At 73.7% G+C, this 21,553-nt stretch carries 22 protein-coding genes; 8 read left to right on the plus strand and 14 right to left on the minus strand.

Going from position 1 to position 21,553, the window contains the following annotated elements; translation table 11 throughout:
- Positions 1-10: 10 nt before the first annotated feature.
- Genes A6A27_RS14600 through A6A27_RS14610 form a run of 3 tightly spaced genes read right to left on the minus strand, consistent with a single transcriptional unit; the run spans position 11 to position 2,054 of the window.
- Positions 11-706, minus strand: a complete 696-nt coding sequence (locus tag A6A27_RS14600) for a class I SAM-dependent methyltransferase (protein ID WP_083672600.1) — start codon at positions 704-706, stop codon at positions 11-13.
- Positions 703-1,383 carry a TIGR04282 family arsenosugar biosynthesis glycosyltransferase gene (locus A6A27_RS14605; RefSeq protein ID WP_073835143.1) on the minus strand — a complete coding sequence of 227 codons (681 nt, stop codon included), beginning with the start codon at positions 1,381-1,383 and terminating at the stop codon, positions 703-705. Before A6A27_RS14605 ends, A6A27_RS14600 begins: the two co-directional genes overlap by 4 nt.
- Positions 1,380-2,054, minus strand: coding sequence for a glycosyltransferase family 2 protein (locus tag A6A27_RS14610; protein WP_073835144.1), 675 nt, complete (start codon positions 2,052-2,054; stop codon positions 1,380-1,382). The genes A6A27_RS14605 and A6A27_RS14610 overlap by 4 nt, the downstream gene beginning before the upstream one ends.
- Before the next feature lie 146 nt (positions 2,055-2,200).
- Here A6A27_RS14610 and A6A27_RS14615 point away from each other — a divergent pair, with 146 nt between their 5' ends.
- Positions 2,201-3,589, plus strand: a complete 1,389-nt coding sequence (locus A6A27_RS14615; RefSeq protein ID WP_073835145.1) for a hypothetical protein — start codon at positions 2,201-2,203, stop codon at positions 3,587-3,589.
- A 56-nt stretch (positions 3,590-3,645) separates the two neighbouring features.
- On the opposite strand, the gene A6A27_RS14620 is transcribed toward A6A27_RS14615, so the two are convergent.
- On the minus strand, positions 3,646-4,707 hold the full coding sequence (locus A6A27_RS14620; RefSeq protein ID WP_073835146.1) for an NAD-dependent epimerase/dehydratase family protein: 1,062 nt from the start codon (positions 4,705-4,707) through the stop codon (positions 3,646-3,648).
- Between the two features lie 264 nt (positions 4,708-4,971).
- Between A6A27_RS14620 and A6A27_RS14625 the strand changes: the two genes are divergently transcribed.
- Together A6A27_RS14625 and A6A27_RS14630 are read left to right on the plus strand one after the other, a co-directional pair.
- Entirely contained in the window at positions 4,972-6,300 is a 1,329-nt protein-coding gene (locus A6A27_RS14625) for a molybdopterin-dependent oxidoreductase (protein WP_073835147.1), read from the plus strand.
- Positions 6,293-6,766 carry a hypothetical protein gene (locus tag A6A27_RS14630; RefSeq protein WP_143193996.1) on the plus strand — a complete coding sequence of 158 codons (474 nt, stop codon included), beginning with the start codon at positions 6,293-6,295 and terminating at the stop codon, positions 6,764-6,766. Before A6A27_RS14625 ends, A6A27_RS14630 begins: the two co-directional genes overlap by 8 nt.
- Positions 6,767-7,077: 311 nt before the next feature.
- Here the strand turns inward: A6A27_RS14630 and A6A27_RS14635 are convergent, their stop codons facing one another.
- The gene (locus tag A6A27_RS14635; protein ID WP_073835148.1) at positions 7,078-7,827 is read right to left on the minus strand and encodes an SDR family NAD(P)-dependent oxidoreductase; all 750 of its coding nucleotides are present in this window, start codon (positions 7,825-7,827) and stop codon (positions 7,078-7,080) included.
- 407 nt (positions 7,828-8,234) lie between these two features.
- Positions 8,235-8,777 (minus strand): GNAT family N-acetyltransferase, encoded by a 543-nt coding sequence (locus A6A27_RS14640; RefSeq protein ID WP_073835149.1) that lies wholly within the window; start codon positions 8,775-8,777, stop codon positions 8,235-8,237.
- A gap of 76 nt (positions 8,778-8,853) precedes the next feature.
- Here A6A27_RS14640 and A6A27_RS14645 point away from each other — a divergent pair, with 76 nt between their 5' ends.
- A complete protein-coding gene (locus A6A27_RS14645) occupies positions 8,854-9,489 on the plus strand; it encodes a TetR/AcrR family transcriptional regulator (protein ID WP_073835150.1) in 636 nt (211 codons plus the stop codon).
- A gap of 162 nt (positions 9,490-9,651) precedes the next feature.
- Here A6A27_RS14645 and A6A27_RS14650 read toward each other — a convergent pair whose 3' ends face one another.
- Genes A6A27_RS14650 through A6A27_RS14660 form a run of 3 tightly spaced genes read right to left on the minus strand, consistent with a single transcriptional unit; the run spans position 9,652 to position 11,927 of the window.
- Positions 9,652-11,067 carry an alpha/beta fold hydrolase gene (locus A6A27_RS14650; protein WP_198940305.1) on the minus strand — a complete coding sequence of 472 codons (1,416 nt, stop codon included), beginning with the start codon at positions 11,065-11,067 and terminating at the stop codon, positions 9,652-9,654.
- Positions 11,068-11,112: 45 nt separating this feature from the next.
- Positions 11,113-11,595 carry an SRPBCC family protein gene (locus tag A6A27_RS14655; protein WP_073835151.1) on the minus strand — a complete coding sequence of 161 codons (483 nt, stop codon included), beginning with the start codon at positions 11,593-11,595 and terminating at the stop codon, positions 11,113-11,115.
- Complete coding sequence (locus A6A27_RS14660; RefSeq protein ID WP_073835152.1) at positions 11,592-11,927, minus strand: ArsR/SmtB family transcription factor; 336 nt, start codon at positions 11,925-11,927, stop codon at positions 11,592-11,594. The genes A6A27_RS14655 and A6A27_RS14660 overlap by 4 nt, the downstream gene beginning before the upstream one ends.
- 85 nt (positions 11,928-12,012) lie before the next feature.
- On the opposite strand from A6A27_RS14660, the gene A6A27_RS14665 reads away from it, so the two are divergent.
- Complete coding sequence (locus tag A6A27_RS14665; protein ID WP_198940306.1) at positions 12,013-13,119, plus strand: serine/threonine protein phosphatase; 1,107 nt, start codon at positions 12,013-12,015, stop codon at positions 13,117-13,119.
- 30 nt (positions 13,120-13,149) lie between these two features.
- Here the strand turns inward: A6A27_RS14665 and A6A27_RS14670 are convergent, their stop codons facing one another.
- Together A6A27_RS14670 and A6A27_RS14675 are read right to left on the minus strand one after the other, a co-directional pair.
- Entirely contained in the window at positions 13,150-14,250 is a 1,101-nt protein-coding gene (locus tag A6A27_RS14670; RefSeq protein ID WP_083672619.1) for an LCP family protein, read from the minus strand.
- A 273-nt stretch (positions 14,251-14,523) separates the two neighbouring features.
- Entirely contained in the window at positions 14,524-15,660 is a 1,137-nt protein-coding gene (locus A6A27_RS14675) for a CaiB/BaiF CoA transferase family protein (RefSeq protein ID WP_073835153.1), read from the minus strand.
- Between the two features lie 199 nt (positions 15,661-15,859).
- On the opposite strand from A6A27_RS14675, the gene A6A27_RS14680 reads away from it, so the two are divergent.
- Entirely contained in the window at positions 15,860-16,597 is a 738-nt protein-coding gene (locus A6A27_RS14680) for a zf-HC2 domain-containing protein (protein WP_073835230.1), read from the plus strand.
- Positions 16,598-16,678: 81 nt separating this feature from the next.
- Here the strand turns inward: A6A27_RS14680 and A6A27_RS14685 are convergent, their stop codons facing one another.
- Positions 16,679-17,245 (minus strand): sigma-70 family RNA polymerase sigma factor, encoded by a 567-nt coding sequence (locus A6A27_RS14685; RefSeq protein ID WP_073835231.1) that lies wholly within the window; start codon positions 17,243-17,245, stop codon positions 16,679-16,681.
- A gap of 432 nt (positions 17,246-17,677) precedes the next feature.
- Here A6A27_RS14685 and A6A27_RS43140 point away from each other — a divergent pair, with 432 nt between their 5' ends.
- Positions 17,678-18,892, plus strand: coding sequence for a hypothetical protein (locus A6A27_RS43140; RefSeq protein WP_073835154.1), 1,215 nt, complete (start codon positions 17,678-17,680; stop codon positions 18,890-18,892).
- Between the two features lie 49 nt (positions 18,893-18,941).
- On the opposite strand, the gene A6A27_RS14695 is transcribed toward A6A27_RS43140, so the two are convergent.
- Complete coding sequence (locus tag A6A27_RS14695; RefSeq protein ID WP_073835232.1) at positions 18,942-20,018, minus strand: PIN domain-containing protein; 1,077 nt, start codon at positions 20,016-20,018, stop codon at positions 18,942-18,944.
- Positions 20,019-20,164: 146 nt separating this feature from the next.
- Here A6A27_RS14695 and A6A27_RS14700 point away from each other — a divergent pair, with 146 nt between their 5' ends.
- A complete protein-coding gene (locus A6A27_RS14700; protein WP_073835155.1) occupies positions 20,165-21,013 on the plus strand; it encodes an SAM-dependent methyltransferase in 849 nt (282 codons plus the stop codon).
- Between the two features lie 64 nt (positions 21,014-21,077).
- On the opposite strand, the gene A6A27_RS14705 is transcribed toward A6A27_RS14700, so the two are convergent.
- Complete coding sequence (locus A6A27_RS14705) at positions 21,078-21,488, minus strand: DUF6069 family protein (protein WP_073835156.1); 411 nt, start codon at positions 21,486-21,488, stop codon at positions 21,078-21,080.
- Between the last annotated feature and the right edge of the window lie 65 nt (positions 21,489-21,553).

Raw genomic sequence — 21,553 nt, forward strand, 5'->3', positions numbered from 1 at the left:
GCGTGACCCGTCACAACGGACGGACCAGTTCCCCGAACCAGCGCCGGCCCGCCTCGAACGTGTCCCGGACGGCCAGCCCGGCGGCGTGCGCCGTGTCGTGCACGGCCACCGTGTCCAGCCGGGCCCAGCGGAACGCCCCGCTCCGGCACACCTTCCCCTGTGGCAAGCGGGAGGCCAACCTGACCTGCCCCCGCCACAGGCCGGGCCCGGGAGGTTCCAGCTCGACGACGACCGAGCCGCCGGCCCGGATCAGCTCCCGGCACCGGCCGAGCAGGAGGCTCGGGTCGCCGCCAATACCGATGTTGCCGTCGATGAGCAGGACGTGTGCCCAGCGTCCCTCGCCGGGCAGCGGCCCGAACACGTCCCGGTGAAGGGCGACGGCACCGCGGGCCCGGGTGAGCCGCACCGCGTGGGCGGAGACGTCGACCCCGACCGCGGCGTGCCCGGCGCGGGCCAGGGCGAGGGTGAGGCGCCCTGGGCCGCAGCCGACGTCCAGGGTCGGGCCCGCGCACCGGGCGACCACCGCGGCGGTTGCCGGCTCGGGCGGACCGTGCCAGCGCCGGACCGGCAGCGCGGTGCGCCGACCGTCGTCCTGCACGAGCCAGTGTGCGCCGGGCTGCGCTTCGAGGGCGGCGGCGAAGACGTCCTCACCCCCGCCCGCCGCGGCCGCCCACCGGCCGTCCGTGCCGAGGGTGTGCAGTGTCACCGGTGCCCGCCGGGCACCAGCGTGGGGTGCAGCGCCGATATCTGGTACGCGAACCGGGTGTCCGGCGCCTCGGCGGCCACCGCGAGCGCGTCGGGCCAGGTGTCGGCGTCGCGCAGCACCGGCAGGGTCAGGGTGCGCAGCCCGCGCCGGTCGAGGGCGGACCAGGTGCACTCGCCGGTCTCCGGGGTGGACATCGGCACCGCCCGCAGCGCGTCGGCCTGGCGGGGATCGCGCAATCCCAGCGCCCACCATCCGCCGTCCACCGCCCGGCCGAGCACCGCGTCGGCCAGGTCCAGCCGCTGGAACGCCGCGAGCAGGTGCCCGGCGGTCACCTGCGGAGTGTCCATGCCGATCTGCAGCACCGGCTGTCCGGGCCAGGCCGCTGCCACGTCGGCGTGGGCATTGGCGATCCGGTCGGCCAGGTCCCGACCTCGCTGCGGCAGCACGGTCCAGCCGGTGAGCGCCGCGGTCAGGCCGGCTCCGTCCTCGCCGTCGGCGAGGCGTCCGCTTACGGCCAGGACCGGCGTCACCCCGGGCACGGCCCGGACGGCGTCGAGGGTGTCCCGGAGCGCGGCGGCGGCGATCCGGGCGGCCTGACCGGGGGTGGCCGGTGGGCAGAGCCGGGTCTTCACGGCCCCCGGCACGGGCGCCTTGGCCATCACCAGCAGCACCGTCACCGGAGTCCGCCCACGCTGCGCAGGACTCCGGCGAAGTCGCGGGTGGCGCGCAGCGTGCCGCGTACCGAGCCGGAGACCTTGGAGCGGGTGCCGGCGGCCCGTGGGGCGTAGCTGACGTCCAACTCCTGGATCCGCCAGCCGGCGGCGGCGGCGCGGATCAGCAGTTCGAGGGGGTAACCGAAGGCCCGGTCGGTGACGCCCAGGGTGAGCAGCGCCTCGCGGCGGGCCACCCGGATCGGGCTGAGGTCGCGCAGCGGTACGCCCCGGTGCCGCAGCAACGCCGCGATGAGCGCGGTGCCGGCGCGGGCGTGCCACGGCCAGGCCCCGGCGGAGACAGGCCGTCGCCGGCCCACGGTCAGGTCGGCGGCGCCGCCGGCCACCGGGGCGACCAGGGCGGGAAGTTCGGCGGGGTCGAAGGATCCGTCGGCGTCGAGCACGCAGACCAGATCCGCCTCGGCGGCCACCAGCCCGGTGTGCACGGCGGCGCCGTAGCCTCGGCGGGGCTCGGGCACCACCCGGGCCCCGTGCCGGTCGGCAACCTCTGCCGAGCCGTCCCGGGAGCCGTTGTCCACCACGATCGCCCGGTAGCCGGGCGGCAGCGCGGTGAGCACGCCGGGCAGGGCGGCGGCCTCATCGAGGCACGGCAGGACAACGTCGATCGGCGGGGACATACCGACGACGCTAGGCCGCCACCTGGGCTGCGGCAGGAAGATCGGACCTTACGGATCTGTTACCGGGAGACCGATTCTTACCGGACGGTGACGATCCGGCGGTTCGCCGGTCACCCATCGAGGGAAGGCCGTACCGTCCGGACGGCATGAGAACGACCACAAGGCGGCCCGTCGCGCCCGGGCGGGCGCCGACCCGCCGCCGGCTCGCCGACCTGACGGTGCTGGGCGTCGAGGCGGCGCTGGTCATGCTGGCCGCCGCGGTCGGCGCGGTCCTCAACGCCCGCGGCGTGGGCCTGCACGCGGACGCCGCCCCCCTGTACGCGACCTGGCGGCCGCACCTCGGCTGGGGCACCCCGGCGGCGGTGCTGGTCGCGGCCGGGGTGGTCGGCGTCGGGGTGCGGTGGGCCGGCGCGGCGCGCTGGGGCCCGCTGCTCGGCCTCGCCTACCTGGCCTCGGTGGCGTGGGCGCTGTCGCTGGCCCTGGTCGACGGCTGGTCGGCCGGGTTGACCGAACGGCTCACGCCGCAGGCGGAGTACCTGCACGAGGTGCCCGGGGTCCGGGACGTCCCCGCCACGCTGGCCGGGTTCACGGGGCGGATCCTGGACTTTCAGCCCGACTCCTGGTCGACCCACACCGCCGGGCACCCGCCCGGCGCGCTACTGGTCTTCGTTGGGCTGGACCGGATCGGGCTCGGCGGGGGCAGCGCTGCCGCACTGGCCTGCGTGCTGGTGGGCGCGAGCGTCACCGTCTCGGTGCCCGTGGCGCTGCGGGCGCTCGGCGCCGACGCCGCGGCCCGCGCGGTCCTGCCATTCCTGGTGCTGCTCCCCGGGGCCGTGTGGGTGGGGGCGTCGGCGGACGGGCTGTTCGCCGGCGTGGTCGCGGCAGGTCTGGCGCTGCTGGCGGTACGCGGCCGGCTGGCCCCGGCCGTCGGTGGGCTGGTGCTGGGCTACGCGCTGTACCTGTCGTACGGCTTCGTGCTGGTCGGCCTGCTGGCGCTGGTGGTGCTGGCACTGCGTCCGGCGGACCGGATCGCCGCACTGCTGTCCGCGGTCGCGGGAGTCGCCGGGGTGGTGGTGGCGTTCACGGCGGCGGGATTCTGGTGGTGGGACGGCTACCAGCGAGTGGTGGAGCGGTACTACCAGGGCTGGGCGGCCGACCGCCCGTACGGCTACTGGGTCTGGGCGAACCTGGCGGCGCTGGTGCTGTCCGCCGGCCCGGCGCTCGGGCCGGCGCTGCGCCGGGCGGTGCTGGCCGGAGTCGCGGCGGTGCGGCGGCGCGGCCCGGGCGCCTGGCTCATCGGGCCGGTGGCCGCCGCCGGGCCGACGGTGCTGCTGCCGGTCGCTGCGGCGGCGGTGGTGCTCGCGGCTGACCTGTCCGGGTTGAGCAAGGCCGAGGTGGAGCGGATCTGGCTGCCGTTCGCGGTGTGGCTGCTAGTCGCCACCGCGCACCTGCCGGCGGCGGCCCGCCGCTGGTGGCTGGCCGGGCAGGCGGCGACCGCGCTGGTGGTCAACCACCTGCTGTGGACGGTCTCCTGACCTGCCGCGCGGCCCGGCGTCGTCCGCGCTGCCGCCCCCGCGGGCAGCGCGGCGGGTCAGGCATGCACGGCCGCCGGCTCGCGCAGCGGGTCGGTGGCGAAGGCGGTGACCCCGTCGGCGAAGCCGACCCGCGCGGTGTAGCCGAGCAGGTCGGCCGCCCGACGCGGATCGGCGACGACGTGCCGCACGTCGGCGACGCGGGCGCCACCGACGACCAGCGGCGCCGGCCCGGCCATCGCGGCGGCCAGGGCCGCGGCCAGGTCACCGACCGTGCGCGGCTCGCCGGAACAGACGTTGACCGGCACCAGCGGCTGCGGCGGCGGCGTGGTGAGGGCCAGCAGGTTGGCCCGCGCCACGTCGGTGACGTGGACGAAGTCCCGCCGCTGGCGGCCGTCCTCCAGCACCCGCGGCGGCCGGCCGGCCGACAGCTCGGAGCGGAAGATCGAGGCCACCCCGGCGTACGGAGTGTCGCGGGGCATCCGGGGCCCGTAGACGTTGTGGTAGCGCAGGGCCCACACTCCGCCCCCGGTCTGCCGCGCCCAGGCGGCGGCCAGGTGCTCCTGGGCCAGCTTGGTGGCGGCGTACGTGCTGCGCGGCTCCAGCGGGGCGTCCTCGGGCACCAGTGCGGGGCTGACGATGCCGGCGCACCGCGGGCAGGTCGGGTCGTAGCGGCCGGCGGCCAGGTCGGCGGGACGGCGCGGGGCGGGTCGCACGATGCCGTGCCGGGCGCACTCGTAACGGCCCTCGCCGTAGACGACCATGGAGCTGGCGAGCACCAGCCGGCGCACCCCGGCCCGGTGCATCGCGGCCAGCAGCACGGCGGTGGCGTAGTCGTTGTGGCTGGCGTACCCGGGGGCGTCCGACGGGTCGAGGCCGTGCCCGACCATCGCGGCCTGGTGGCACACCGCGTCGACGCCGGGCAGCAGCCGGTCGAGCAGGTCGGGGTCGCGGACGTCGCCGACGATCGGGTCGTGCCGCCGGGACCACTCGGGCAGTTCGCCGCCGTGTGCCTGGGGCAGCAGCGCGTCCAGCGCCACCACCTCGTGCCCGTCGGTGGCGAGCAGGTCGGCGACCTGCGACCCGATGAAACCGGCCGCGCCGGTGACGAGTACCCGCATGCCGGTCAGGGTAGGTCGGTAGGCGGTCGCGTGGGGTCCGGTCGGCCAAGCCGTAAGGACCTGGCAACATCGCGGTCCGCGGGCCGGTAAGCGTTCCGTAATTCGGCAAACCGGGTCCGACCGCCGAGGCCGCCCGTAGCCTGCCGGAGAGGGATCCGGTCGGCCGGCCGCCGCCGGGCGTCCCGGCGTCGGCAGTCGCGAGGAGGACCGGTGAGCGCGGAGAGCTCTCCCCCGGCCGGGGGTTCCCCGGTCGCATCGGGGCGCGTGCCACCCGGCCGGCCGGCCTACGGTTTCCCCCGGCGGTGGTGGGCGTTCCTGGCCGAGCATCCCCCGCCCGGCGCGGCGACCGTGAACCGGCGGTGGCGCAGCCCGCTGCGCGGCCCGTGGCTCACCGCCATGTTCGGGGTGGTCCTGCTCGTCGGCCTACCGCTGGTGTTCCTCACCGGGTTGCTGGACTACCTCGCCTACTCCCCCCAGTTCGGCCAGGCGTTCCCACGTGACGTCGGGTGGCTGCGGCTGCCGCAGTTCGACTGGCCGACCCGCCCGTCCTGGCTGTTCCGGCTCACCCAGGGCCTGCACGTGGCGCTCGGGATCACGCTGATCCCGATCGTGCTGGCCAAGCTCTGGTCGGTGCTGCCGAAGCTGTTCGACTGGCCGCCGGCCCGCTCGGTGGCGCAGGTGCTGGAGCGGCTGTCCCTGCTCCTGCTCGTCGGTGGGATCCTCTTCGAGATCGCCACCGGCCTGCTCGACATCCAGTACGCATACCTGTTCGGCTTCGACTTCTACACCGCCCACTACTTCGGCGCCTGGGTCTTCGTCGCCGCGCTGGTCACCCACGTGGCGCTCAAGCTGCGGCGGATGCGCACCGGCCTACGGTCCCGCTCGCTGCCCGAGGAGCTGATCACCTACCGCGCGGCGACCCGGCCCGAGCCGCCGGACCCGGACGAACTGGTGGCCGCCCGGCCCGGGCCGCCCACGATGAGCCGGCGCGGCGCGCTCACCCTGGTCGGTGGCCTGTCGCTGCTGCTCGCCGCCCTCACCGTGGGGCAGCACCTCGAGGGGCCCTGGCGGCGGACCGCGCTGTTGCTGCCCCGGGGGCGGCAGCCGGGGGCGGGCCCGACCGGCTTCCCGGTGAACCGGACCGCGGCCGCGGCCGGCGTCCGGGCCGCGGACACCGGGCCGGGCTGGCGGCTCGCCCTGCGCGCGGGCGGCCGCACCGTCGCGGTGGACCGTGCCGGCCTGCTGGCCATGGCCCAGCACACCGTCACGCTGCCGATCGCCTGCGTGGAGGGCTGGTCGACCGTGCAGACCTGGACCGGGGTACGGCTGCGCGACCTGGCCGCCCTCGTCGGCGCGGACGGGATCGCCGCCGCGCACGTGCGGTCCCTGGAGAAGGCGGGGCTGTTCAAGCAGGCGACCCTGCAGGCCAACCAGGTCCTCGACGCGGACTCCCTGCTCGCCCTGCAGGTCAACGGCGTCGACCTCTCCCTCGACCACGGCTACCCGGCGCGGGTCATCGTCCCGGCCCTGCCCGGCGTGCACTGCACGAAGTGGGTGGCGGAGATCGAGTTCCGGAGCCGTACCGGTGGGTGACCTGGCGGCCCGGTTCCGGGCGGCGTACGGGGCGCCGGCCGGGCACCTGCTGCTGCTCGTCGGCGCCTTCACGGTCGCCGGGTGGGTGGCGCTGCGGCTCGCCGCGGAACCGACCTCCGGCCGGATGCTGGTCTGGTTCGTCGGCGCGGCGATCGCACACGACTTCGTGCTGTTCCCGATCTACGGGCTGGCGGACCGCGTGCTGCAGCGCGCGCTCGGCACCCACGGCGTGCCGGCGTCGGGTCCCGCATTGCTGAACCACGTCCGGGTGCCGGCCCTGGCCTCGGGCCTGCTGTTCCTCGTCTACCTGCCGGGCATCCTGCGGTTGGGCCGGCCGACCTACCTGGCCGCGTCCGGGCAGGACCAGCGGCCGTTCCTCGCCCGCTGGCTGCTCATCACGGCCGCCCTGTTCCTGGCCAGCGCCGTCGGCTACGTGCTGCGCCGGTGGTGGGCGCAGCGCCGCTGAATCGTCGGCCGCCGTCGGCGAATGGACCGGCCCGCCGAAACGATCATGGAGAGCTGAAGTGTCGACCGCGAAACGTATGAAAACGGGGCTGATCGCGGCGCTGGCACCGATTGTGGTGCTCGGCGTCTTCGCTCAGCCGGCACGGGCGGACGTGTCCGCGCCTCGTGTTCATGTCGTCCCACGCGGAGCTGAGGGACTGACCGGGACAGGACGGTAGACCGTGGGCCGCGACGCCGGACACAGCGTCGCGGCCCACGCCGTCGAACAGGGCATCGAACTCCCGCCGGGCGGTCCGCGCCCCGCTGGGGGGCTCAGATGCCACCGTCGACGTGCAGGGTCTCCCCGGTGATGTAGGAGGACTGGTCGCTCAGCAGGAAGGCGACGGCGTCGGCGACCTCCTCCGGCCGCCCGTAGCGCCGCAACGCGATGATCTGGCGGTGGCGTTCGACGTACGCCCGCCGTTCCGCCGAGGAGTCCCGTGCCGCTTCCTCGGTCTCGATGGTGCCCGGAGCCACCACGTTGACCCGGATGCCCTGCGGGCTCAGTTCCTTGGTCAGCGAACGCATCAGCCCGACGAGGCCGGCCTTCGCCGCGGTGTAGTGCGCCCGCAGCGGGATCCCGACCGTGGCCGCCCGGGACCCGATGGCCACCACCGACGTGCCCGCGGTCATCAGCGGCAGTGCCTTGTTGACGAGGAGGTACGCCGCGGTGAGCGTCGTGTCCACCACCCGGTGCCACTCCTGGGGCGTCAGCTCGGCGAACCGCACGGGGCTGATCACTCCCGCGTTGTGCACCAGGCCGTGCAGCGTACGATGGCCGCTCCCGGCCTCGTCGACGAGCCGCTCGACGTCCTCGACGTCGGTCACGTCGGCCCGGATCAGCCGGTGGCTGCCCGGCGTCTCCTTGAGTTGGTGGGCGAGCGCCTCGACGTGCTCACCCTCGGTCCGGTAGCAGGCGACCACGTTCGCGCCGGCGGCGGCCAGTCCGAGGGTGATGCCCCGACCGATGCCGCGGGTGCCTCCGGTGACGATCACATTCTTGCCGGCGAGTTGACCGATCATGGCTCTCCCTCTTCTCGCGCTGGGGCGACTGACCGAGCTGTTCCCGCGACTGTTCGACGGGGAACCGGAACCTCCATCACCGGGTTGGCCGGCGCGCCGGCATGCACCGTCGGCTGCGGTCCACTCGATGATCTGCGTGGTCAGGCGCGTGTCGGCCTCGGTCTGTGCGTTGAGGTGTCGCTCCGCGACCGCGTCGTCCAGACAGGACCATCGGTCTTCAGCTCGAACTGTCGGCTAGCGCGGCTCGGTGTCGTCCGGCTTGTCCCGATGTTCCCAGAACAGGGATATGAATGCCAGACGGAAAGGCTTTCGGTACTTTGCGGCCCTCGTCCGGAAGCCCGGTTGGTACCGAGCGCGGCAGGTCACCTCGCCACGAGCCGCGGCGACAGACGCGTGCTCATGGCCGGTCACCCCCACCCGCGGAGCTGACCGCTGGCCGCTGCCGCAGGTCGAGCGTCCAGTTTCTGGCCGACGAGGTCGTGGCCGAAGCTGTGGTGCCGCTCCTCGTCGCTGCGGACGAAGCCAACGGCCTCATAGATTCTGCGTGCGGACACCAGCACGTCGTTGGTCCACAACGTGACCTGCCGGTAGCCGGCCGCGCGAGCGAAGGCGACGCACGTCTCGACCAGGCGGGTGCCGGCGCCGAGGCCACGCGCGGTCGGGGTGACCAGCAGGATCCGCAGCTTGGCCACCCCGGGCTCGCCGTCGGCAACGCAGAAGACGCATCCCACGCGTGCCCCGTCGACCTCGGCGATCCAGGCCGCCTCCCGGCTCGGGTCGTGATCCGTGGCGTAGTCGGCAACGATCCTGGCCACCAGCGCCTCGAAGTCGGTGTCCCAGCCGAACTGCTGGTCGTACACCTCACCGTGGGCCATCACCACCCAGCCCAGGTCGCCGGGGCGGTCCGCCCGGCGCACCACGACTCGCGGCTGACGGTCCTGCTGCGACATGGGCCACCCTCCCGGATCCCTGACCAACGGCTCCCGCCACTGACACAACTGTTTCAGTAGCGGGTAGGCTACCCCCATGTCCCAGGACCCGACAACGCCGTCCCCCCGGCAGATCGAGCTGTTGGAGGCCGCCTACCGGTACGTGCTCGAGCACGGCCTGGCCGACCTGTCCCTGCGTCCGCTCGCCGCGGCCATCGGCTCAAGCCCCCGGGTGCTGATGTTCCTCTTCGGAAACAAGGACGGCCTGGTGCGGGCACTGCTCGCGCGGGCCCGCACCGACGAGCTCGCGATCCTGGACCGCCTCGGACAGGCCAGCCATGGCACGCCCATCGGCCTGGTCCCGGCCGTCGAGCAGGTCTGGGCGTGGCTGGCCGCCGAGGAGCATCGGCGGCTGCTGCGGCTGTGGGTCGAGGCGTACGCCCACTCCCTCGTCGAGCCCGACGGCGCGTGGGCCGGGTTCGCCCGCGCGACCGTGCACGACTGGCTCGCCGTCCTGGCCGCCTGCCAACCACCGCCCGAGCGGAACACCGAGGCGGGCGCCGTCCGCCGCACCCTGGCGCTGGCGGTGCTCCGCGGCGCTCTGCTCGACCTCCTCGCCACCGGTGACCGACACCGGGTCACGGCCGCCGTCCGACACCAGCTCGCCCTGTTGCCTCATCCACGGGGATTTGGCGAGCACGGCGGCTCCCGATACTCGCAGAACACGACATGAGAGCCAGACCGAGGGGTTCTCGGTACCCGGCCGCCATCAAGATCTACCGGAGTACTGGTCGCCCCGCCGTCTGGCCCGCGTCACGCCGGGCGGCTGCTCGCCGCCCGGCGTACGGGATTGCCGGCTGATCCCACCGGTGGGGTCCTCGGTGGACCTCCGCGGCTACCGCGTCGGCCGCATGGCGCGGGGCGGGACGAACGTGGTGAACACCGGTGGCATGGCCGCGTCGGTGAAGGTCCGTCCGAGGTCCAGCACCAGTTGGTACGGCTCACCGAGAGCGCCCGCCGTCTCGTTCATCGTCCGTGGTCCGGTGTCCGGCCAGCGGCCGGTCTCGATCCGGGTGAACAGGGTGCGCAGCATGGTGATCTCCTCGGCCGCGCTGAACGAGCAGTGCCCACCCCGGTCGACGTAGAGCTGCCGCAGCTTGCCGGGGTCGCCGGCGCGCCGGACCTGGTCGGCGTACCAGCGTTCCTGGTGGGGCGGCGCGCCACCGTCGCCCATCGTGTGCATGGTGACCACCGGCACCGGGGTCCGCCCGGACGGCACGCCGACGCGGAGCAGGTAGTCGACCGCGGCCGGGTCGGCGGCGATCCGCGGGGCGCCGGCGAGCCGGTCCAGGTCGGACCGCAGGTCGAGCCCCGCCGCTTGGTAGGCCTGCCGCACCTGAGGGTGCTGTGCCGACCGGACGAGCTGCTGGCGGTAGTCCACCCCGACGTTCGAGGACGGATTGCCCGCGGCGCGGCGCTCGAGGTCCAGCCGTCCCGGCGGGCCGAACCCCAGGCTGTACGCGTACTGCAGCCACTCGGCCTGGTTGCCGATCCGCTCGGCGGGGTCGGTGGGGCGGGGCTCGTGTGCCGAGTACCAGCCGGTGACGTTGTTCAGCGCGGCGGCCAGCGCGATCCTGGCCCGGCCCTGCTCGGTGCCGAGCGCCTCCTGGATGGCGTCGGTGAGGGCCTGCGCGTCGGCCGCCGGGTCGTCGGGGCGTACCAGGTCGATGTCCTGGCCGGGCGCGAGCAGGGTACGGACCGCGAACAGCACGTCCAGCCCGGTGTTGAAGAGGGCCTGGGTGTCGTACGCGCCGCACATCGCCGCCACGCCGGCGAACCGCTGCGGGTGCCGCTCGGCGAGCTGGACGGCGATCCCCGCGCCCATCGACTGCCCGGTGGCGATCGTACGCCCGGGCACCCCGACGTGGTCCTCGAACCAGTCCAGCAACGCGATCTGGTCACGCAACCCGCGCTCCACCGCGTAGCCGAAGCCGCCGTCCGCGAACTGGGACGCGGCCATGGCGTAGCCGTGGTCGAGCAGCCAGGCCTCGGTCTCGGACCGGTCCGACGGCCGGTTGGTCAGGCCGATGCCGAAGGACGGGAAGCCCTCCGGAAGGTACCCGTGGCTGTACAGCAGCAGGGTGCCGTTCCAGCGGTGCGGCAGTTCGATCCGGAAGTCGGCGCCGCCGATGGTGCCGGTGATGGTGCGCCGGCCGGGTTCCGTGATGGCTGCCGCGGTGGCGACCGCCGGGGGCGCGGCCACGCCCACCGCAGCCACCAGGGCGGCGGTCAAAGTCAGTCGTCTCGTCACGCGGGTCATCGCACGCATGGCCTGCTCCACTCCCCTCGTCCTGGCTCAGCCGTAGAGCGGGGCGCCGGTCTCCAGCAGGGACTTCAGGTCGCTGAGGATCTCCGCCCAGCCACCGCCGGCACCCTCGACGTCGCCGTTGACCTGCGCCATGGTCTGCGGCGCGCCGGCGAGTTCGTGGATCACGGTGAGACAGGTGACCCCGTCGTGCCGCTCAGCGATCTCGTACGTCAACCGGGTGGCCGGCTCGTCGAGCCAGGTGGGCCGCCAGGTCTGCACCAGCCGGACCGGCGGGTCCACCTCGATCACCTCACCCTCGACCGGCACCTCGGGCATGCCGGCCTGCTGGTGCTCCTTGATGGCGAAGGCACGGTAGCGGCCGCCGGGCCGCAGGTCGTAGTCGGCGATGCCCTGGTAGCCGTACCGCCGGGTCCATTCGGGCTTGGTGATGGCGTCCCAGACGGCCTGCGGCGTGGCCTTGATGTACACCCGGTAGACCTTGGTGGTCCCGGTCGTCGTCGTGGTGGTCATGTCCTGTCCTCCGGTTCGTCGCGTTCGAGCTCGGCCTTGAGGTCCAGCAGCGCCCTGGTGTGGCCTTCCGTGTACTTGTCGATCCACCGGTCGTGGATCAGCCGGATCGGCACCGGGTTGAGGAAGTGCAGCTTCTCCCGGCCCTGCCGCCTGGTGACCACGAGGCCGGCGTCCTCCAGCAGGCGCAGGTGCTTCATGACCCCGAAGCGGGTCATCTCCAGCTCGGACTCCAACTGCGTCAGCGTCTGGCCGTCGCGTACGAAGAGGGAGTCGAGCAGGGCTCGTCGGGTCGGATCGGCGAGCGCCTTGAACACCAGGTCCTCGTCGTTCACGAGAATCAGGATAGGTGACCGAATGGTCACATGTCAACGCCCGCCACTTGAGACGATTGCCGCCCAGGCGGAACGGGGGATGATCATGACGCTCTTGCCGGACGGCTCGGACATGTCGTATGCCACCCGGATGGTCAGGTACGGCACGGTGTCGACCGCGCTCGCGCTACTGAGCGACCGGCGGCTGCGCCGGCTCGTGGACGAGGCCCCGGTCGTCGGCTCCGGCATCGGCGGCACCTCCGCGCTGCTGAACCTCGACGGCGTGCCGGTGTTCGTGAAGCGGATCCCGCTCACCGACCGGGAACGCCGGCCGGACGCTGTCATGTCCACGGCGAACCTGTTCGACCTCCCCGCCTTCTGCCAGTACGGGGTGGGCAGCCCCGGCTTCGGCGCGTGGCGGGAACTGGTCGCGAACACCATGACGACGAACTGGGTGCTCACCGGGCGGACCGAAGCCTTCCCGCTGATGTATCACTGGCGGGTGCTGCCCGGCGCGCCGCCGGTCGCCGAGGAGCACGCGGACGTCGACCGGGCGGTCGCCTACTGGGGTGGCTCGCCGGCCGTACGGCACCGACTCGACGCGCTCGCGCGCGCGTCGGCGAGCATCGTGCTCTTCCTCGAGCACGTACCGCAGAACCTGCAGGACTGGCTGGCCACGCAACCGGTCGGCGTCGAGGGGACCGACGCGTACTCGATGGTGGAACGGGGCCTGCGCGCCGGCACCGCCTTCATGCACGGCAACGGCGTGCTGCACTTCGACGCCCACTTCCGCAACATCCTCACCGACGGTCGGCGCCTCTACTTCGCCGACCTCGGCCTCGCGACCTCGCCCCGGTTCGACCTGTCCGCCGACGAGTCGGCGTTCCTCCGCCACCACCTGAGCCACGACGCGTGTTACGTGGTGACGCAACTGGTCAACTGGCTGGTGACGAACGTCTGCGGGGTCGCCGTCCCCGACACCGGCGGGCCGGCCGAACGCGACGAGTACGTCCGGCGGTGCGCCGCGGGCGGCACGCCGGCTGACGTGCCGCCCGCCGCGGCGGCGATCATCACCCGGTACGCCCCGGTCGCCGCGATCATGAACGCCTTCTACTGGGATCTGTTCGGCACGGACCGGGCCACCCCGTATCCCGCCGAACGGTTGCGTACGCCCTTCGCGTCCGTGCTGGCCGCCGGCCCCGAGGCGGGGTAAGGCCGGTCCGGCGCCGGCACCCGGAGACGCTCAGTGGGTGGACGCCGGCTGCCCGGAGTCGGCCACCCAGGTCGGGTGGGCCTGGACGAACGCCGCAACGGTGTCGTCCCGGAACGCGTGCAGCAGTTGCATGCTGGTCGGGCTGAGGATCTCGGCGCTGCCGACCCCCGGGACGGTACGGCTGTTGAAGGTGCCGTTGTTGGTCTTGATCGTGGTGATCGCGTCGGGGCGGACACTCCGCATGGCGAAGGCCCAGTCCTCCAGCGGGATGCCACCGTCATCGACGGTCATGGCCTTGCCGACCGCCGACAGCAGCCCGGGCAGCTTGGTCGGTGAGTTCAGGCCCTTGGTGATGACCTGCTGCAGCACCGCCTTGACGAACTGCTGCTGGTGGCGCTGCCGGCCGTAGTCGAAGTCGTGGTTGGCCAGCAGGTCCCGCTGCCGGACGAAGTCGAGCGCCTGGGACGGGTTCAGGCAGTGGTTGCCCTTCGGGTAGACGTTCGGGGTGACCCCGGGGATGCGGTGGTTGACCGTGCCGTCGGGATTGATCTTGTACGGCGCCGCCGTCTTCCCGGTCGCGTCGTCCTTCCCCAGGTGGATCGAGGTGGTGGTCTCGTCGACGTACATGCAGACCTGGCCGAGCGTCTGGACGATGTCCTTGAACCCCTGGAAGTCGATGATGGCGCCGGCGTCCGGGGTGATGCCGGTGACGTCACGCACGGTCAGCGCGAGCAGCTCGAAGCCGTGCGACAGCGCGGGCGCGCCGGTGAGTCCCCGGCCGCCGAACGCGAAGGCCGCGTTGATCTTGTTCTGCCCGCCGGCGTACGACGTCGCGCCGTTGTCGTAGGCGGGGATGGTCACCAGCGAGTCGCGCGGCAGCGAGACCATGTACGCCTGACTGTGATCGGCCGGGATGTGCATCAGGATGATCGAGTCGGCGCGGGTGAGCTGGCTGGGATCCTGGTTCGGGCGGGCGTCGACGCCCACGAGCAGGATGTTCTTCGCTCCGGTGATGTTCTGGTGCTGGCGCGGTGCCGCGGCGGCGCCGAGCAGGTTCTGCTGGGTGATCTTGCTGGTCGCGGTGTGCAGCAGGAAGAGGCTGCCGCCCAGCGCCACGCCGCTGAGCGTCATCAGGGTCGCGCCGACCGCCACGCACCAGCGGGCCCAGCGCGGCCAACACCGACGGGCCGGAGCCGCGGGCGGGACCGGCTCCACGGGTGTGCGATTGTCGGAACGCGCGGCGGCGTGCGGCACGAGTGCCTCCTCCGGACGGGGGCCAAACCGGACCAAATGTAGGCGCCCGATGAACGCAGCGTCACCCTCCGCGGCTGTGAATCGCCTGGGAAGTCCACGAGAAGGGCGGCCGACGGGCCGGCACCGGGGTAGTACGGCGTGGCCGACCGGTCACCCGGCCAGCCAGGCGCGGATCTCGGCGTCGTGCTCGCCGGGGCCGGGCGGCGGGAGGTCGTAGCGCGGCGGGGTCGCGGAGAAACCGATCGGATGGCGGACGCCGGGTACGCCGTCGACGGTGACCACCGGGTCGAGCCCGAGTTGCCGGGCCAGGGCGACGCCGCCATCGATCGTGTTGATCGGCGTGCACGGCACGCCCGCCGAGCGCAGGTCCTGGAACCACTCGTCGCTGGTCCGCTGGAGCAGCCGGGCGACCAGCAGGGGGCGCAGCACGGCGCGGTGGGCGGTGCGGTCCTGGTTACGCCGGAAGCGGGGGTCGTCGGGCAGGTCGGGCAGGTCGAGGACCTGGCACAGGGTCCGGAACTGGCCGTCGTTGCCGGCGATCACGACGAGTTCGCCGTCGGCGGTCGGCAGCGGCTCGTACGGGAAGATGCTCGGGTGGGCGTTTCCCATCCGGGACGGCACGACGCCGGCGGCGACCTGGGCGCTGGCGTGGTTGACCAGGCCGGACAGCGCGGAGGAGAGCAGGTTCACCTCGACGTGCTGCCCGGCCCCGGCCTGCTGCCGGTGGTGCAGGGCGGCGAGGATCCCGACGGCCGCGTGCAGGCCGGCGATCACGTCGAACACTGCCACCCCGGCCTTGTAGGGCGGACCGTCCGGCTCTCCGGTGAGGCTCATCAGCCCGGACGCCGCCTGCACCATCAGGTCGTACCCGGGCAGGTCGGCGCCGGCTCCCGCGCCGAAGCCGCTGATCGAGGCGTAGACGATCCGGTCGTTGGCGGCCGCGACGCTGTCGTAGTCGAGGTCGAAGCGGAGCAGCGCGCCGGGCCGGAAGTTCTGGATCATGACGTCGGCGCGGTGGGCCAGTCGCCGGGCGAGCGCCAGGTCCTCGGGGTCGGTGAAATCGAGGGTGATGGCGCGCTTGTTGCGGTTGACGCCGAGGTAGTAGGTGGAGATGCCCTCGCGGACCGGCGGCATCCAGGTCCGGGTGTCGTCACCGCCGGGTCCCTCGACCTTGACCACGTCGGCACCGAGGTCGGCGAGGAGCATGGTCGCGTACGGCCCGGCGAGGATCCGCGAAAAGTCCGCGACGAGTACGCCGCGTAGCGGCCCGGTCCGCTCCTCCCCCATCGCGTCCGCCTCTCCTCCGTCCCGACCCGTGTCGGGGCACCCGCACCAGGAGGACAACGATGGCACATGATCGACGAGCGTGCCCGAACCGGACCGGCCGTCGGGGCCCGAGCCGTCGGGGTGCTGGCCGTCGGCGGGCGGGCTACGCGGTCGCCGGGGGCTCGGGAACCAGGTGGGCACCGCCGACGACTATCTGTACATGGCGTGTGAGCAGTGGCGGGAGATCCTGTCGGCACAGCTGGACGGTGAGGCGTCGGCGGCCGAGACCGCAGCGGCCGAGGGGCACCTGGAGTCCTGCGCCGGCTGCCGGGGGTGGTTCGAGGCGGCGGTGGCGGTGACCCGGCGCGCGCGTACGCACGTGGTGCCGCAGGTCCCCGACCTGGTTGACGCGGTGCTCGCGGCCGCTCCCCCCGCGCCGGCCCGGTCCGGCTGGCCGGAGCGCGTGGCGCTCGGGCTGTGGGCCGTGCTGGGGCTGCTGGGGGCGGTGCAGCTGGTGCTCGGGATGGCGCAGGTCGGCCGGGACGCCGCGGTCAGCCACGTGCACACCTCCGGCCAGCACCTGTGGCACGAGTCCGCGGCGTGGAACGTGGCGGTGGGCGCCGGATTCCTCTATGTGGCGCTGCGCCGGTCCGCGCCGGCCGGGCTGCTGCCGATGCTCAGCGCCTTCGTCGCCACGCTGGTGCTGCTGTCGGTGAACGATCTGATCACCGGCCAGGTGGCGGTGCAGCGGCTGATCAGCCACGGGTTCCTGCTCGTCGGCTGGGTGGTCATGATGCTGCTGTCCCGGCCCCGTTGGCGCCCAGGCGGCACGCCGCCGCGGCAGGGCCGGTCGTCGGGCTCGCAGTGGTCGCTACGGCTGGAGGAACAGCCGGAGATGGCGCCGCTGCGGCTGCTGCCGCCGTACTCGGCGCAGGCCCGCGACCGCCGGGCGGCCTGACCGGCTGCGGTGGACCGGGGCGCTACGGCGCCGCGCCTGGGCCCGGCGGTGGCGCGCGCCCGGCCGGCAGATCTCGGCCGCTCAGACCACGCGGCTGCCCTGGGCGTCACCCCGCCAGGCGGCGACCAGGTCCTCGCGGGCCCGGGCGACCCGGGACCGGATGGTGCCGACCGGGCAGCCGCACACCTGGGCGGCTTCTGCGTAGGACAGGCCGACCAGCTGGGTGGCGACGAACGCCTCCCGCCGCTCGGGCGTCAGGGCGGCGATGAGCCGCCGCAGAGCCACGGCGTCGTCGCCGCCGGAGGTGACCGCCCCGGCCGCCTCGGCGGCCCGCTCCCAGTCGGTCATTGCGGACACCCGCGGGCGGGTCGCAGCGGCCCGTACGTGGTCCACGGCGACCCGGCGGGCGATGGTGAACAGCCAGGTCCGGGCCGAGGACCGGCCGGCGAAACCGGGCAGGCTGCGCAGCGCGCGCAGGAACGTCTCCTGAGCCAGGTCGTCGGCCTCGGCCGGGCCGGCCAGGTGCGCGAGGAACCGCCACACCGGGACCTGCAGGGCCCGGACGAACGCGGCGGCGGCCTGCTGGTCACCCCGGCCGGCCTGGTGCGCCCACCGGGTGACCTGCGCGTCGTCGGCGTCGGCGCTCATCCGTGGCCGGCCGGCCGGTCCGCCGTCGTCCTGATCGACGGTACGGGAGCTGGCCTCACTCGGTTCATACCTGCCATCCTCCTCCGACCGCACGGCCGACCGGTCACGGACCCGGCCGGGTCGCGCGCCCTGTATTGGTCGCTCCGTGGCGGCGAGAAGTTCCCGGGACGGCGCCGCTTCTTCGTCACGGCCCGGCCCCGGCCCACTCACGAGGCGGTAGCGGTGCACGGGCGAGGCCAGCAGTTGGCCGATCCGTGGCATGAGGACGAGTCCAGGAACCCGCAACTCTTCCAAATCAGCCCCTTCTAGGAAGAAAAGGACCGGCTACTCCCCGCCTCGTGTCCGTCACCTGCAGCAGCCGTTGTACGAGGTGTGACGGCGCAACGGTCAGTCATCGCCCCCAGGTCCGCCGCGAAACCGTCCCGCAGGCAGGTGCCGTGGGCGCAACGCGAGAAGGACCGGCGGCGGCGCGCGTACGACGCCGAGGTCGAGGCCTGGCGCCGACGCGAGGAGCAGCTGGTGCGGCTGGGCATCGAGGCCGCCGGCTTCCTCGGATGCACCCAGCCCCGTACCGGCCTTCCGGTGGAGCTCGACGACGACGAGGTCCTCTACCGTGTACTGCCGAACGCGGAGCTGGTCGAGGCGGAGGCGCGGCACATCGCCGGACTGCCGGCACCCGCCCTGACGGTCGGGGCAACCCCTGTCGGGGCGACCGCCGTGCAGCCGTCCGGCCCCGTGCTGCCGAAGGGGCTGCGCGTGGTGGACGCCGGGATGGCGGTCGTGACCGACCGCCGGATCGCCTTCGGCGGGCGTACCGGCCGGCGCGAGTGGACGTACCGCGACCTGCTGGGCCCCGGCCACCATCCGGAGGCCCCGGTCACCCTCCTGCACGTCGCGGACGGGCACCGGCCGGCCGGCCTGCAGGTGCCCACCGCCGCAGCGGTGAACTTCCGCTTCTACCTCACCCTCGCCTTCGCCGCCGCCACCGGGCAGCGGGCTGCCGTGGCCCCGCAGCTCGACGCCCTGCTGGCCGCCCACCGCGCCGCGCGCCCGCTGCCCCCGCCACCGGTGGCGCCCCAGGGCGCGCCCACGGCCCTGCTGCCGCCGGAACGGATGGCGGCCGCCGCCGCTGTCGTCGTCGCGATGGCGTTCGCGGCGCTGACCAACGGCACGGCAACCCCGGGCACGACCGACCTGCCGTACCGGGCGGCGCCGGGTGCGAGCGCCGGCACCGGCGACCAACCCGAGGGCATCGGTGACATCTTCCCGAGTCCGTCCGCCCGCCAGGGGGCGCCCGGGGGTCGCCCGGTGCCCTCGCCGGCGGCCGTGTCCGTGGCCCTGGCCACCGACGCGACGCCAGCGGCGAGCCGCCCCGGCCCGCAGGCCACCGTGGGGCGGCGGTCGAAGCCGCCCGCGGCCCCGGTCAGCAGAACCCCACCGGCCGGCCAACCGGCGCCGCCCACCGCCGCACCACCAGCCGAACCACCGGCCAGGCCCCCGGCCACGACGCCGCCGTCGAGCGCCGCCCCCGCGCCCGCCCGGAGCAGCGCGGCGCCGTCCGCCGACCCGGCGGTGGTGCGGGTCTGCCTGGATCCCCTCCGGCTGCCGGTGGTGGACTCGCTGCTGTGCCCACCGACCGGCGACTGAGCGACCGGCACGGCGCCATATCGCTCAGCGAGCGCCCCGGGTCGCGAGGTCAGGAACTCGGCGGGGTGAGCAGGTAGTCGTCCGCCTCCGGGCTCCACCGCAGCTCGACGACCCCGCTGGTGGCCGCCGCCTTGCCGAACTGCAGGAAGCTGCGGTAGCCGAGCTTCTTCTCGCTGAAGTCCGGCCGGGCCCGGCGGAGCTGGTTCTTCAGACCGGACAGCGCCACCGCCCCGTCGGCGCCGGCCAGGTCCGCGACGACCGAGCGCAGCAGCGCGAAGGCCGCCTCCCGGTCGCCACGCTCGGGCAGCGCCACCTCGGGATCACCCTTGGCGGGCCCCTCGGACAGCTCGATCACGTTGTGCTCGGCCAGGTAACGCAGGAGTTCGCCGAAGGTGCGGAAGCCGTAGTCGGACTCGCTGAACGTCGGATCCTTGCGCAGCAGGGTCCGCTTCAGCCCGGAGGCGGTCACCTCGCCGCTGGAGCTGCCCTGGAGCCCCGCCACGGTCTGGGCCACGAGGACCGCGAGCCGGTCGACGTCGCGCGCGGGTTCCTCCGCCGGCTGCGGCTCGGGCTGCGGCTCCACCGGCGGCCGTGCCTCCGGGCCGGGCGTCCGCCCGGGTCGGCCACGCCGCTCGGCGGGCGGGGGAAGGTCGACCCCTTCGAGGCGCTCGTAGTAGAGGAACTCGTCGCACGCGGGTGGCAGCAGCGCCGACGTGGAATTCTCCACCCCGACCCCGATCACCCGCTTGTTGAGCTCGCGCAGCTTGTGCACGAGCGGTGTGAAGTCGCTGTCCCCGGTGCAGATCACGAACGTGGAGATGTAGTCGCGTTCGAAGGCGAGCTCCACCGCGTCGACGGCCATCTTGATGTCGGCGGCATTCTTCCGCGAGGCGCCCATCCGCTGGGGTATCTCGATGAGTTCGACGTGGGAACGGGTGAGCATCCGGCGGTCCTCGTCGAAGTACGACCAGTCGGCGTACGCCCGGCGCACCACCACTCGGCCCCGTTCGGCGAGCGCGTCGGCGATGGGCCGGAAGTCGAACATCCGGCCGCGGTGATGGTCGCGTACGCCCAGCGCCAGGTTCTCGTAGTCGAGGAACAGCGCGATGCGGTCTTCCTGATCCACACCGGCCAGCGTACGCGCGGTGGGAGGCTGCCCCCGGTCGGCACGGCGAAGCCGCTCGGGTCGGTGCGCGGCCGCATCGGGGCCCACCGGACACGGGTCCGGCCGCTACGATCGCGGATGCATGCCGGGGAGCGCAGGAGGTCGCCATGGCGGACGTCAGGTCGGGAGTCAACCCCGCTTCGGAGGAGTCCGCAGCGTCGACGCGGATCGACCCGTCGGTGCCTCATCCCGCCCGCCGCTACGACTACTGGCTGGGCGGCAAGGACAACTTCGCGGCGGACCGGCAGTCCGGTGACGCCGTCGCGGCCGCCTACCCGGCGATCCGGACCACGGTCATCGAGAACCGGCGGTTCATGCAGCGGGCCACCCGCTACCTGGCCGACACCGCCGGGGTCCGGCAGTTCCTCGACATTGGCACGGGGATCCCGACCAGCCCGAACCTGCACGAGATCGCCCAAGGCGTCGCCCCGGAGTCGCGGGTGGTCTACGTGGACAACGACCCGATCGTGCTCACGCACGCGCGCGCCCTGCTGACCAGCGCGCCCGAGGGCGCCACCGCGTACGTGGACGCCGACCTGCGCGACCCGGAGCGGATCCTGGGCCACCCCGACGTGCGCGCCGCCCTCGACTTCGACCGGCCGCTGGCGCTGATGCTGGTGGCCATCCTGCACTTCCTCACCGACGCCGACGACCCGTACGCGATCACCCGGGGGCTGGTCGACGCGCTGCCCTCGGGCAGCTATCTGGTGGTCTCGCACGCCACCACCGATCTGGTGCCGCGGGACGTCGCCGCCACCGCGGCACCGGTCACTACGACCAGCATGATCGACATGGCGTTCCGGAGCCGGGACCAGTTCGCCTCGTTCTTCGCCGGCCTCGAACTCGTACCGCCGGGCATCACCCCGGTCACCGAGTGGCAGCCGGACGATCCGGCGGAGGTGCGCGCCGCGGCCGCCCAGGCGTCCATGTACGCGGCGGTGGCCCGCAAGCCCTGAGCCGGCGTGGGCCCCTACCCGGCCGCGACCGGGCGCCCGGAGAAGACCCGCCGGGTCGGTGGGGTCAGAACGTCCGGCGGCTGAAGATCGGAATCAGCACCGCGGCGACCGCGACGTGCATCGATCCAAAGACAACCTTGGTCGCGCCGCTCGCCCCGACGGCGAACAGCGGCAGGAACGACGCCAGCAACACGACGACGGCGAGCGCCGTCCAGACAGCGGCCGCATGGCGGGTCAACCGGTCCAGCACCGAACGGGTGGCCCAACCGAGCAACGCCGCCACGAGTGTGAAGACCGTGACGATCGGCAGGCCGATGACGCCGGGCGGTTGGCCGTTGCGGGGATCGATGTGCAACTCGACGTCGATGAGCTGGGCGACGGCCCAGACCAGTGCGGCGGCGACGAGGGAACCGCCGACGGCGAGGGCGCCGGCGCGCAGCCGAGTGGTTCTCGAGGACACGGAGGTGGCGGTCATTGCTGGCTCCTTCGTGGACTGAGGCTGATCCTTGCCGGCCCGGCCGCCGGCAGCGCCGAGCCCGA

Origin of the sequence: Micromonospora sp. CB01531 (genome assembly GCF_001905095.1) — a bacterium.
In the GTDB taxonomy this organism is placed as follows: Bacteria; Actinomycetota; Actinomycetes; order Mycobacteriales; family Micromonosporaceae; genus Micromonospora.

What these genes read in the sequence shown, in the direction of transcription:
- A6A27_RS14670 (WP_083672619.1), bottom strand. Translation starts at nt 14,250, where the DNA reads ATGACGCTCAGCGGCGTGGCGCTGGGCGGCAGCCTCTTCCTGCTGCAC.
- A6A27_RS14705 (WP_073835156.1), bottom strand. Translation starts at nt 21,488, where the DNA reads ATGACCGCCACCTCCGTGTCCTCGAGAACCACTCGGCTGCGCGCCGGC.
- A6A27_RS14680 (WP_073835230.1), top strand. Translation starts at nt 15,860, where the DNA reads ATGGCGTGTGAGCAGTGGCGGGAGATCCTGTCGGCACAGCTGGACGGT.
- A6A27_RS14640 (WP_073835149.1), bottom strand. Translation starts at nt 8,777, where the DNA reads ATGTCGCAGCAGGACCGTCAGCCGCGAGTCGTGGTGCGCCGGGCGGAC.
- A6A27_RS14685 (WP_073835231.1), bottom strand. Translation starts at nt 17,245, where the DNA reads ATGAGCGCCGACGCCGACGACGCGCAGGTCACCCGGTGGGCGCACCAG.
- A6A27_RS14665 (WP_198940306.1), top strand. Translation starts at nt 12,013, where the DNA reads ATGACGCTCTTGCCGGACGGCTCGGACATGTCGTATGCCACCCGGATG.
- A6A27_RS14700 (WP_073835155.1), top strand. Translation starts at nt 20,165, where the DNA reads ATGGCGGACGTCAGGTCGGGAGTCAACCCCGCTTCGGAGGAGTCCGCA.
- A6A27_RS14615 (WP_073835145.1), top strand. Translation starts at nt 2,201, where the DNA reads ATGAGAACGACCACAAGGCGGCCCGTCGCGCCCGGGCGGGCGCCGACC.
- A6A27_RS14610 (WP_073835144.1), bottom strand. Translation starts at nt 2,054, where the DNA reads ATGTCCCCGCCGATCGACGTTGTCCTGCCGTGCCTCGATGAGGCCGCC.
- A6A27_RS14675 (WP_073835153.1), bottom strand. Translation starts at nt 15,660, where the DNA reads ATGGGGGAGGAGCGGACCGGGCCGCTACGCGGCGTACTCGTCGCGGAC.
- A6A27_RS14620 (WP_073835146.1), bottom strand. Translation starts at nt 4,707, where the DNA reads ATGCGGGTACTCGTCACCGGCGCGGCCGGTTTCATCGGGTCGCAGGTC.
- A6A27_RS14645 (WP_073835150.1), top strand. Translation starts at nt 8,854, where the DNA reads ATGTCCCAGGACCCGACAACGCCGTCCCCCCGGCAGATCGAGCTGTTG.
- A6A27_RS14655 (WP_073835151.1), bottom strand. Translation starts at nt 11,595, where the DNA reads ATGACCACCACGACGACGACCGGGACCACCAAGGTCTACCGGGTGTAC.
- A6A27_RS14635 (WP_073835148.1), bottom strand. Translation starts at nt 7,827, where the DNA reads ATGATCGGTCAACTCGCCGGCAAGAATGTGATCGTCACCGGAGGCACC.